We start from the raw sequence: 10,381 nt of genomic DNA, 5'->3' as shown, positions 1-10,381 counted from the left end.
ATACACTATTTCTATACCGCAATGGACGGTAAATTTTCGCAAAGGGCGCAATTCCTTTAATCCTTTGTTTTCTTTGTCTCTTTTGTGGTTTAATATTCTCTCCCAGATATCGCAGGTTGACGTGGAAGACTCCTTATCGTCCGCAGGCGAACAAAAATGTTCGATACTTATAACCGAATCCCCTCAAAAAACGCCCTTATTCGAACAATATTGGGCTTTTTTTATGGCATAGGATTGGGATGGTTAAAATGACCGATGTCAGATGTCGGATGTGCGATGCTTAATTCATTGGTCATCGGTCAAAAACCACAAAATCTAAGTCTTACCCCGGTTGCTTTGGGGAATTATGTCTTAAGTCTCAAGTCTCAAATCTCAAATCTCACGTCTATAAAATGATTCAGCTTAACCAAATTGACAAATTCATCGAATCGCGATTTCAGCGGGTTTTTATATTGAAAGGAATTGACCTGACCATCGAGCAGGGGGAATTTCTCACCCTCATGGGACCCTCAGGTGTGGGCAAATCAACTTTGCTCAACATCATCGGATTGTTGGATGAGGATTATGAAGGAAAATATTCTTTTGATGGGAAGTCTATCAATAACATGAAATCCAAGGAAAGGTCTGCTTTGCACAAGTCTGAGTTTGGATACATATTTCAGGCCTACCACCTGATCGATGAACTGACGGTGTATGAAAATATCGAAACCCCTTTGCTTTACAGAAATGTGTCAGGCGGGGAGCGGAAGAGCATCATCGCTGATCTTTTGGATAGGTTCAATATGGTTGCCAAGAAGGACCTGTTCCCTGAACAGCTTTCAGGTGGTCAGCAGCAGTTGGTCGGTATTGCAAGGGCGATCGCAGGGCGGCCAAGGGTTTTGTTGGCCGATGAACCTACGGGAAACCTTCATTCCGCACAGGCAAAAGAGATCATGGAAGTTTTCAAGGAACTAAGCAAAGAAGGAACTACCATCATCCAAGCCACTCATGCGCGCGAAAATGCAGATTACGGAACACGCCTGATCGAAATGTTGGACGGAAAAATTGACAAAGACATTGCCATATAATATGAATAAGATACTCATTACCGCTTTGATTTTGATGGCTTTCATTTCCAAATTGAAAGCGCAAGATACCCTGAAACTCAATTTCCGGGAAGCGGTCAACATCGGTTTGCAGCAAAATCTCGCGTACAAACAGCGTACAAACGAACAGGACGTGTTGAAAAGGGAAAAACAGGCCGCACAGCTCGCCCATCTTCCCAACCTTAATATTGGCAACAGTGGATTCAGACAAACCGGCCAACAATACCAACAAGTCGAGGACCAATTGATCGTGACCAATGTGTCCAACAACATCATAACCTCTAACCTCAATACCGCCATGCCGATTTACAATGGCGGCAGGAGAATCAACAATACCCAAGCAACGAGATTCTTCGAGGAAGCTGGTGAAAACAGCCTCGAAAGGTCTGCACAGGAAGTCATGTTTAACATCGGCAGGCAATACCTGCAGGTATTGTTGGATCAGGAGTTATACAGAATCGCCTTGGAAAATCTTGAAAATCAAAAGAAGCAGCTCGAGCAGATAGAAGGCTTTGTCGAGGCTGGATTGAGGACATTGTCTGACCAATATAACCAGCAATCAGAAGTGGCAAGGTTGGAAACCGTGGCCCTGAACGCCAAGATCCAGTGGGAAACTGATGCCTGGACTTTGGCAGAGACACTCCAACTAGGACCAAATGTCATCCCTGAACTTGAGGCCGTCAGCCTTAGCCCCGGACAGAGTGAATACCTGAACATGTCTGTAGAAGAAATATATACCATTGCTTTGGCAAACAGAAAAGACTTTAAACAGCAGCAACTGCTTGAATCCGGCAATAAAAAACTCCTAGCCGTTTCCAGGTCATTCATGTATCCGCAGGTCAATGCTTTTTTCAATTACAGTACCTTCTTTACTTCATTGGATGATAGGAGTATTTCTGAACAGCTTTGGCAGGTCTATCCACAGCAGACAATCGGCTTGTCGCTGAATATTCCGATTTTCAATAATTTCAACAACAAGCTCACTGTCACCCGTAGCAAGGTGCAGTACCACAACCAACAGCTTGAAAAAACGGCTTTGGAGAGAAGGATTTCTCAGGAAATCAAATTGGCTTACGAAAATTACAAAGCCAGTATCAAAAGGGAAGAAGCCACCAAGCTACAACTTACTGCGGCGGAAGAAGCGCAGAAAGCCATTTCTGAGCGTTTCAGGCTTGGGGTAAGCAACTTTGTCGACCTTGCCACTGCTAACCAACAGCTTGTTGCCGGGCAATCGGATTATGTCCAAGCTTTGTACACGCTATTCTTCCAGGAGGTGATTTTGAATTATCAGTTGGGAGTATTGTCAGTAAATTAAAAAAAGCAGAATCCTGTGTCAAAGTTTTTAGAAGTCGGCCATCAAATTTATTCAAAAATCCATGCAACTTTTTACAAGTAAAAAGTATCTACTTAAATGGAGCTTTTTTCTGTTTTTTAATTCATGGAACCAATCAAGAGGATTTTATTATTAGGTGCTACAGGGCGTACAGGCAATGAAGTGCTGCAACGGGCATTGGAAAAAGGGTATCATGTCAATGCCTTGGTCAGGGTGGGTAAGAAAATTCAGTTGGAGGATCCGAGACTTCAGGTATTTGAAGGAGATACCAGAATACCGAGGGATTTGAATTTAGCGATGGAAAACTGTCAGGCGGTGATCAGTTGTCTGAACATTTCACGCAAATCGGATTTTCCTTGGTCACCTTTACGGACACCTGAGGATTTTTTGTCCATGACGATGAAAACCCTCATCAAAGTATGTTATGAGCAGGACATCAAAAGACTCATTTTTACCTCTGCATGGGGAGTGGGGGACAGCAGGCCATATATTCCGGGATGGTTTGCATGGCTGATTGATAACAGCAACCTGTCTGTTGCTTACCTCGAGCATGAGAGACAGGAGGCTTTGGTCCGTAATTCGGGTTTGGATTGGACCATTGTCCGGCCGGTCGGACTCACCAACGGCCAAAAACCAAAAGAAGCCAAGGTGATTTTGGATCATGGCCGGAGGCCCTCCCTGACCATCTCCCGCAAAGCTACCGCAAGCTTCTTGGTTGATATTTTAGAGCATACCGATTATGTCCATAAGGTTCCTGTCGTATATTCCTGATTGATAAAAAAGAAAAATATCCTACTTACTGTTTTTTTAGTCAGAATTTTTTTTACCTGTTTTGAAGGATTTGCTATGGAAGACAGGGAAAGGTTTGTCCGGGTGATCGGTTGGAAAGATTTTCTTTGGTTTGTGATAGGTTGGGATGGAGGTAAATTTGTAAATTTTGGTGAATCTTCCTACATATACCTGTTCTGCCCCAAACTCTAATATCCGGGAAAGAGATCAAATATAATATCCTAATAGAGTCTATGTTGACTTATTGGACTATTTTAAGTCTCCCCTTTTTGGAAAAATATAAGGCGTCAACCATGTTGTGGGCTTCAAAACTGACAGTAACAGTATTGTCTAAAGGAGATTTTGAGAAAATTCTCCAAATGGATTTAGGTAAATGAGGGCCGATAAAAAAGCCCAACATACTTCCCCAAATTATTCCTACTATTATTCCTGAGGAAAAAGAAAATAGAATACTGGAGTTTTCATTTTTTTCGGATGTGAGCAATACCAAACCCACTATAACAATAGAGGAGATAAGTCCGAAAATAGCGCCAAATTTTAGCCCTTTCAATGTTTCATTCATAAATTCATTCCCGGAAGGATGATGATTTTTGCTTGGGTTGGGAATTAGAGTTCCCATATCTGGGGGATTGATTTCGATTTCGTCAATTTTATATCCACGATCTAGGATCAGGGAAATAGTTTCCTTTGAATCAACATGGTTCTTGAATGTACCAAATACCGATCCTGAAGGGATCGTATTTTGTTCTAAATTTTCTAAATCAATTTCCTTTTTCATATGCTTTCGCCTTTTTCAATGTACAGAATAGGTAAAGCTCGCAATTCTATGAAAGAATAATTTATACCCTGATTACTTTTAATTATGGATTTTACTGTTTGAGCTTGAAATAAATGCTTAAATTTTTTAAAAAGACAAATCAAAAATTATGTGTATCCACCTTGTTCCATGTAGCCAGGAAAATAATGGCAGTAGAACTATTAGCATAGGTTTTGTTAACAAGTATCCGTATCCGAAAAAGTGTCGTCAAGTTCAGCATGTAACCTTACGGATACTCATATCAGAAATTTACCTAAAGTTATTTCAATGAAGATATGATATTTCTTTTAAGCCTTTACTCCGATTAGAAATCAATCAACTGTTAACCATTGGCTTCACCTTTGTTCCGATAATCTCGATGGCTTTGAGCAATTGTGCATGGGTAAGGTTGGCGTTGTCCATTTGGAAAGAAAGCCTGGACAAGCCACCCAGGGATTCACTGTGGCGAAGGATTTTTTCGGCCACTTCCTCAGGATTGCCTACTAAGTATGCGCCTCTTTCTCCCCTTTGGGCTTCAAACCTGCTAAAAGTCACTGGCGGCCAACCACGTTCTTTTCCTATTCTCGTGAAGGTCACTGCATAGCCGGGGTAATATTCTGCAACAGCTTTTTCTGTGCTATCTGAGACATAACCCAAGGAATGGAGACCGACTTTAAGTTTTTCGGGGCCATATCCGGCTCTTCGTCCGGCTTCGCGATATAAATCAACCAGTGGACTGAACCGGTGCGTCTCCCCACCAATCACTGCGACCATCAATGGCAAGCCCAAAGTTCCGGCCCTGACAAATGATTCTGGTGTACCGCCAACACCCAACCAAACAGGAAATGGGTCTTGTAATGGTCTTGGATAGATAGCTTGTTGATGCAAAGCAGGTCTGAATTTTCCTGACCAAGTCACAAATTCATTGTCTCTGATTTTGAGAAGGAGGTCAAGTTTTTCTGAAAAGAGCGCATCATAATCTTTAAGATTTAGTCCAAAAAGAGGAAAAGCCTCTGTGAAAGAACCCCTGCCTACGACCATTTCAGCCCGACCCTTTGAAATCAGGTCTAGTGTGGCAAAATTTTGAAATACCAGGACCGGATCTGCCGCACTGAGTACCGTGACAGCACTGGTAAGTTTGATGTTTTTTGTTTGTGCAGCCGCTGCAGCCAGAATCATGGCAGGGGCAGAGTCCAGAAACTCCTTTCTATGGTGTTCGCCGATTCCAAAAACATCCAATCCCACTTGATCGGCAAGTTGGATCCTTTCGAGCAATTCAGCCAAAGCCTGCATACTGTTCTTAGTCTGATCCGCACCTTCACCGATCGCTGCCGCTGCAAAACTGTCAATTCCTATTTCCATCAACAAACCCTTTTTACCGGAAATCAATTTACCATTCCATAATCAATGCTGTCAAGTACACAACGTATAATCCCAACATGACGCCACCTTCCCATCTTTCGAGTTTTCTTCCTTTGCCTGTAAATAGAAAGAGAAACAACAGCAAGCCTGCCAGGATATTCATATAGATGTCAATGAAGTTTGGTTCGGAGATGGCCACTGGATTCACTATAGAGGATATACCCAACACAAAAAATATGTTGAAAATATTCGATCCCACAACATTTCCGATGGCTATGTCCACTTTCTTTTTTCTTACTGCGGCTATAGAAGTAGCGAGTTCAGGTAGAGAAGTTCCGATGGATACAATGGTCAGACCGATCAATCTTTGTGACAAACCAAATTCCACTGCAAGAGATACAGCATTGTCTACGATCAGTTTTCCACCCAAAACAAGACCTGCAAGACCGATGATAATCCAAAGTATAGCGCTTCCCGTGGTGAATTTGCTTATTTCCAGAGATTCCGTCAGGCCTCCCGGCTGCTTGGAAACCATGATATTATAGACAAGAAAAATACTGAAAAACAAGAGCAGGATTATTCCATCTCCAAATGAAATCAGATTTTTAGCTCCATCATTGAATAAGAAATCATTGGCAACAATCAATACTACCAATGCAGCCAAGAAGCTGAGCGGAATTTCGATCCAAGTGGTATTGGATTTGACGGTCAAAGGGTAGACGATGGCAGAAATTCCCAGAATCCCTAAAACATTGAAAATGTTACTTCCCAACACATTACCCATGACCATTTCTGAGGAACCGCTTGCCGCGGCAAAAACGTTGACCACGAGTTCAGGGGCTGAGGTACCAAATGCCACCACTGTCAATCCGATAACAATATTGGGAATCCCAAAATTAGCGGCAAGCCCAGAGGCTGCGTCGACAAGTTTGTCCGCACCGAAGATCAAGACCACAAATCCAATCAATAATAAGACAATGGATAATATCATAAGATTTGAATTTTGTCGAAAGATATGGGGTATTTAGGGGAAGTTTCTTTTCCGAAATGATTTATTTTTTTATGCGAAAAATTTGCAGGTTATTTGTGTTGTCAAAATAGAAATCACTCATTTTGATTCAATTCATAGGATTTTATGAAAATCCGGCTTACAAAATTTCTTTCCTTCTTTTTGATTGGCCTTATCGGGTTTACCGGTATAGGTGGAACTTATTTTTTTGAATCTGGCCAAGAAATTGGAACAGAAAAAAACAAGATAATTTCGTATTCGGATTTGATTCCTGAATTTGACCAGGGCCTTCAATTTTCTTCTTGCAATATCCATGTTCCTGGATTTAAAATTTTGGACACGGTGTTTGACCTTACCAATGTGCCTTTTGATTTTTGGCTTGCACATGTTGAAAACGATTCCTTAAAAGTCAATTGGCTGGAAAGGGGTAACCTGTTTTTTAGCATCCATATTTTTCTTTATCCTTTCCATTATTTCTGGTAATCATTTTTTTAAACAAGCATTTCATTCTCTTGGAGTATTGAAATCTCTTCAAACGGACTTTCTGATTTGTAATTGATTCAAATCATATCTGTCTGTATTATACTTTATCATAAACTATAAAAAATCAACAACATGTTTGACATAGAACCTGTGTCCTTGGTTATTTCCATGGTCCTTATCATCTTATTTTCAATTCCTTTTATAATTTTTAAAAGGAAACAATCCAAAAAAATCAAATCTCAAAAGCTGTTTTTGGAGCAGCTTGAAACCAATTATTACCTTAAGTTTGACCAAACCGATGATTGGAGAGACATGTACTTTATAGGGATGGATTCGGCTAGAAAAATTTTGGTTTATGTGAAATTTGGAACCGAAAATACCATTCACAAAATCGACCTCGATAAAGTTACTGATGTGAAGCTACTCAAAATGGAAAGGCCTCTCAACGTGGAGGGGAAGGCTTTGCATGTCCTTGACAGCCTGATATTAAAAATTGAAATTTATGGAGAAAAGACAGCAACAAGAATGTTGGAGTTTTATGACTCAGAATTATTTTCTGACAATTTGGGTGAATTGCCATTGATTCAGAAATGGGAAAAAATAATTAAGCCTTATATAAAATATAGGGAAAGTCAGATTAAAAAGAATGTTAATCTCTAAAATCCGACAGGAACTGTGTAATGCCAACGGTTTGATTCATTCCGTTGGCATTTTTTCTAGGATTTTTGCTTTGTTCCCAATGTCAGTAAAAATATGGTGATCAGGATAAAGAGTGTTCCCAACCAATCCATTGCACCAAAAGAGACGTTAAGCCATATCACTGCAACTGCGGCGGCCGACAGCGGTTCTACCGAACAGAGTAAACTTGCTGTTTGAGCACCTACAATGGTCACTGAAGTAAGGAAAAAGTAAAAGGCGATAACACTTCCAAACAATACGATGTAGGCAAAGGCAGTCCAAGTGCCGGCATCCCAAGTTCCATGAAAATCCCAAGGCTTACTGATAAAAGAGAATGCGATTCCCCCGATCAGCATTCCCCAACCGGTCACCGTGGCTGCGGAATATTTTCTAAGTAAACGAACAGGTTGGATGGTGTAGAAGGCCAATGAAAATGCAGAGAGGATTCCCCAAAAAAGGGCTTTTTCGGAGATTACAAGCTGTTGGAAACTTCCATGGGTGACAAGCAGGAAAGTACCTGTCAGCGCAAATGCTAAAGAAGCATACTCTACCAAAATAGGCCATCTCCTGTGGTGTATAGCATAGAACGCCACTACAATCAAAGGACCAATATATTGCAAAACTGTTGCTGTGGCGGCATTGGAAAGGTTGATGCTGTAGAAATAAGTGTATTGGACGGCGACCATACCAAAAATGCTGAAGAACAATAATTTTAAGGCATCTTTGGGATTTTTCCAAATCTTGAAAGCATCGGAGTTTTTGCGGGTGATGGTAAATGTCATCAGAATTATCCCCGCCAACAGCAATCTCCAACAGACGAGCCAAGCAGGATTGATTCCTTTTTGTTCAAATAGGTATTGCGCACAGGTACCCGATACTCCCCAAAATACCGCGGCAGCCAAGGCCATGGCAAAACCTTTTATTGATTTTTTGGAAGCAATACCTGATGGTAAAGAGGCTGAGATCATATGGACGGATGAATTTCAAATTTACTGAATGAAAAAGTGATTTTTTATCCTCTCAAAAAAGAAATCAAGTAATTTTTTGAATTTCAACTGATCTGAAATGGCTGCGGGGTAAAGCAAAGCAAAAAGATGATGATGCTGATCCAGCCGAGGATTTTTCTGGTTCTATCCAATTGCTTTAAGCCTGAAACCTCCGGATGCTCTAGTCCCATCACCCTTCCCAAAAGGAAAGCAAAAAGCAACCATCCGCTATATCCCTGTAATGTTGGGAAGACATAAACAAGTGCATACTGAACGGAAGCAATTACCAAAATCACCATCCACTTTGTCTGCGTATCCATTATTCTTGACCTGCTAAAGCAGAAATAAAGAAATCCTATATATAGGGGAATATTGATTAAAAGCCTGTCAATACTTTGATAGGGATTGATAGAACCGAGCCCCGCATAGAAAACAAATGCAATATAAAAAACCAATGATATCTGTTTGTGATGCTTTGGGAAAAGACCGAAAACCACATGGCCTCCATCCAATTGTCCGATAGGAAGAAGGTTCAAAGCTGTAAAAAACAAAGCTAAGTACCCGGCAAATATGTAAGGAAAATGGATGATTTCTGACATGTTGGGCATTTTCTCCGGTTCTGCAAGAAACTTTTCCATTCCAAAAAATAAAAGGTTATATCCCATCTCAATATTAAGATATCCTTCTTCGGCACTGTGTCCCTTGAAGTCTGGATCAAGGTATTCGGGATGGATCTTATAAATATAATCTGCATCCGGAAGATGGGTAAATCCATACCAAAGTACACCAAAAGCGATTATAAATCCTGCAAGCGGACCTGCCACGCCAATGTCAAAATACTTTTTACGGCTGTTGATATAGCTTTTCAATTTGATAATGGCCCCGAAAGTACCGATCGAAGGCGAACCCAGAAAACCCAACCAACCTGGAATAAAAAACGGCATGGAGGTTTTTACTTTGTAGTGTAATGAGGTGAACAAATGCCCCAATTCGTGAACAAGTAAAATTCCAATAAACGGCACCGAGAAATGAAGTGATTTGAAGAAATACTCCCAGGTCAAAGCATATTCCCCATCCGCTAATATTGATTTGCCAAATAACCATTCTGCGCCGGCCAAAGTGGTGGTGACAAGTGTCAGGACAAAAAGTGAAATATGGATCAGGTATTCTTTTTTAGTATACATTCTCAAAGAATTGGATTAATGCTCTTTCGTGGGTGATGTGGTACGTTTGTAGCCCAACTCTTTTTGCACCTTCTAAGTTTGTGTATAAATCATCAAAAAACAGAACCCTCTCCGGGTCAATTTGGATTTCGTTCAATACTGCTTTATAAATAGCCTCATCAGGTTTGGCCAAACCCATTTGATGGCTCAAAAATATCCTGTCACAAAGATCATAAATTGATTTTTCACCTGTTTGGTTTACAAGAAGTTCATCAAACTTCTCGATGTGTATTTCATTGGTGTTACTTAGAACAGCCGTCCCAAAATCCATCCTTAGTTTTTTCAACAGCTCAATTCTCTCTAATGGTATATTTTGTAGAAGACTGTTCCAGGCATGGTCAATTTGTGCATCGGTCCACTCTTCCTGATAAAGATTTCTGACTTCGTTTCTGAATTGGGATGAACTGATCAAACCTTTCTCATAATCTTTGTGAAAAGTGGAGGGAAAAAATCTATCTGTCAATGGATGTTTGGCTTCAGGAAGGATTTTTTTCAACTCATTGATACTGAAACTATAATCAATATCAATGATTACATTGCCTAAATCGAAGATCAAAAAATCGATACTCTCAAGTTTTTTCATTTGCACTCAGGTTGTAAAATTAAAACCAAATATGTAACATTGCACTCCCATTTG

12 protein-coding genes are annotated in these 10,381 nt (G+C 40.5%); 6 read left to right on the top strand and 6 right to left on the bottom strand.

All coding sequences use genetic code 11. The features are described from left to right. The 4 genes from MMU07_RS10925 to MMU07_RS10910 form a co-directional block, all read left to right on the top strand. Positions 1-232 (top strand): hypothetical protein (locus MMU07_RS10925; RefSeq protein WP_241125913.1); only part of this gene is annotated, 232 nt, incomplete at its 5' end. Between the two features lie 160 nt (positions 233-392). Further along, the gene (locus MMU07_RS10920; protein ID WP_241125912.1) at positions 393-1,067 is read left to right on the top strand and encodes an ABC transporter ATP-binding protein; all 675 of its coding nucleotides are present in this window, start codon (positions 393-395) and stop codon (positions 1,065-1,067) included. Between the two features lies 1 nt (position 1,068). After that, entirely contained in the window at positions 1,069-2,400 is a 1,332-nt protein-coding gene (locus MMU07_RS10915) for a TolC family protein (RefSeq protein WP_241125911.1), read from the top strand. A gap of 123 nt (positions 2,401-2,523) precedes the next feature. Next, complete coding sequence (locus MMU07_RS10910) at positions 2,524-3,189, top strand: NAD(P)-dependent oxidoreductase (RefSeq protein ID WP_241125910.1); 666 nt, start codon at positions 2,524-2,526, stop codon at positions 3,187-3,189. Between the two features lie 259 nt (positions 3,190-3,448). Here the strand turns inward: MMU07_RS10910 and MMU07_RS10905 are convergent, their stop codons facing one another. The 3 genes from MMU07_RS10905 to MMU07_RS10895 all read right to left on the bottom strand — a co-directional run bounded on the left by MMU07_RS10905 (position 3,449) and on the right by MMU07_RS10895 (position 6,356). Then, complete coding sequence (locus MMU07_RS10905) at positions 3,449-3,985, bottom strand: hypothetical protein (RefSeq protein ID WP_241125909.1); 537 nt, start codon at positions 3,983-3,985, stop codon at positions 3,449-3,451. 354 nt (positions 3,986-4,339) lie between these two features. After that, positions 4,340-5,365, bottom strand: coding sequence for an LLM class flavin-dependent oxidoreductase (locus MMU07_RS10900; protein WP_241125908.1), 1,026 nt, complete (start codon positions 5,363-5,365; stop codon positions 4,340-4,342). 28 nt (positions 5,366-5,393) lie between these two features. Then, on the bottom strand, positions 5,394-6,356 hold the full coding sequence (locus MMU07_RS10895) for a calcium/sodium antiporter (protein ID WP_241125907.1): 963 nt from the start codon (positions 6,354-6,356) through the stop codon (positions 5,394-5,396). Between the two features lie 144 nt (positions 6,357-6,500). Between MMU07_RS10895 and MMU07_RS10890 the strand changes: the two genes are divergently transcribed. Together MMU07_RS10890 and MMU07_RS10885 are read left to right on the top strand one after the other, a co-directional pair. Beyond that, the gene (locus MMU07_RS10890) at positions 6,501-6,857 is read left to right on the top strand and encodes a hypothetical protein (RefSeq protein WP_241125906.1); all 357 of its coding nucleotides are present in this window, start codon (positions 6,501-6,503) and stop codon (positions 6,855-6,857) included. Between the two features lie 132 nt (positions 6,858-6,989). After that, on the top strand, positions 6,990-7,517 hold the full coding sequence (locus MMU07_RS10885) for a hypothetical protein (RefSeq protein WP_241125905.1): 528 nt from the start codon (positions 6,990-6,992) through the stop codon (positions 7,515-7,517). A 56-nt stretch (positions 7,518-7,573) separates the two neighbouring features. Here the strand turns inward: MMU07_RS10885 and MMU07_RS10880 are convergent, their stop codons facing one another. The 3 genes from MMU07_RS10880 to MMU07_RS10870 form a co-directional block, all read right to left on the bottom strand. Further along, positions 7,574-8,503, bottom strand: coding sequence for a DMT family transporter (locus MMU07_RS10880; protein WP_241125904.1), 930 nt, complete (start codon positions 8,501-8,503; stop codon positions 7,574-7,576). An 83-nt stretch (positions 8,504-8,586) separates the two neighbouring features. Then, the gene (locus MMU07_RS10875; RefSeq protein WP_241125903.1) at positions 8,587-9,705 is read right to left on the bottom strand and encodes a site-2 protease family protein; all 1,119 of its coding nucleotides are present in this window, start codon (positions 9,703-9,705) and stop codon (positions 8,587-8,589) included. After that, positions 9,695-10,327: an HAD family hydrolase gene (locus tag MMU07_RS10870; RefSeq protein WP_241125902.1), complete on the bottom strand. Its 633-nt coding sequence runs from the start codon at positions 10,325-10,327 to the stop codon at positions 9,695-9,697. The genes MMU07_RS10875 and MMU07_RS10870 overlap by 11 nt, the downstream gene beginning before the upstream one ends. Positions 10,328-10,381: the final 54 nt, after the last annotated feature.

Source organism: Cognataquiflexum nitidum, from assembly GCF_022538055.1.
Taxonomy (GTDB): Bacteria; Bacteroidota; Bacteroidia; order Cytophagales; family Cyclobacteriaceae; genus Cognataquiflexum; species Cognataquiflexum nitidum.
This window is presented reverse-complemented; position numbering and strand designations above follow the sequence as displayed.

What these genes read in the sequence shown, in the direction of transcription:
- MMU07_RS10920 (WP_241125912.1), top strand. Translation starts at nt 393, where the DNA reads ATGATTCAGCTTAACCAAATTGACAAATTCATCGAATCGCGATTTCAG.
- MMU07_RS10915 (WP_241125911.1), top strand. Translation starts at nt 1,069, where the DNA reads ATGAATAAGATACTCATTACCGCTTTGATTTTGATGGCTTTCATTTCC.
- MMU07_RS10910 (WP_241125910.1), top strand. Translation starts at nt 2,524, where the DNA reads ATGGAACCAATCAAGAGGATTTTATTATTAGGTGCTACAGGGCGTACA.
- MMU07_RS10905 (WP_241125909.1), bottom strand. Translation starts at nt 3,985, where the DNA reads ATGAAAAAGGAAATTGATTTAGAAAATTTAGAACAAAATACGATCCCT.
- MMU07_RS10900 (WP_241125908.1), bottom strand. Translation starts at nt 5,365, where the DNA reads ATGGAAATAGGAATTGACAGTTTTGCAGCGGCAGCGATCGGTGAAGGT.
- MMU07_RS10895 (WP_241125907.1), bottom strand. Translation starts at nt 6,356, where the DNA reads ATGATATTATCCATTGTCTTATTATTGATTGGATTTGTGGTCTTGATC.
- MMU07_RS10890 (WP_241125906.1), top strand. Translation starts at nt 6,501, where the DNA reads ATGAAAATCCGGCTTACAAAATTTCTTTCCTTCTTTTTGATTGGCCTT.
- MMU07_RS10885 (WP_241125905.1), top strand. Translation starts at nt 6,990, where the DNA reads ATGTTTGACATAGAACCTGTGTCCTTGGTTATTTCCATGGTCCTTATC.
- MMU07_RS10880 (WP_241125904.1), bottom strand. Translation starts at nt 8,503, where the DNA reads ATGATCTCAGCCTCTTTACCATCAGGTATTGCTTCCAAAAAATCAATA.
- MMU07_RS10875 (WP_241125903.1), bottom strand. Translation starts at nt 9,705, where the DNA reads ATGTATACTAAAAAAGAATACCTGATCCATATTTCACTTTTTGTCCTG.
- MMU07_RS10870 (WP_241125902.1), bottom strand. Translation starts at nt 10,327, where the DNA reads ATGAAAAAACTTGAGAGTATCGATTTTTTGATCTTCGATTTAGGCAAT.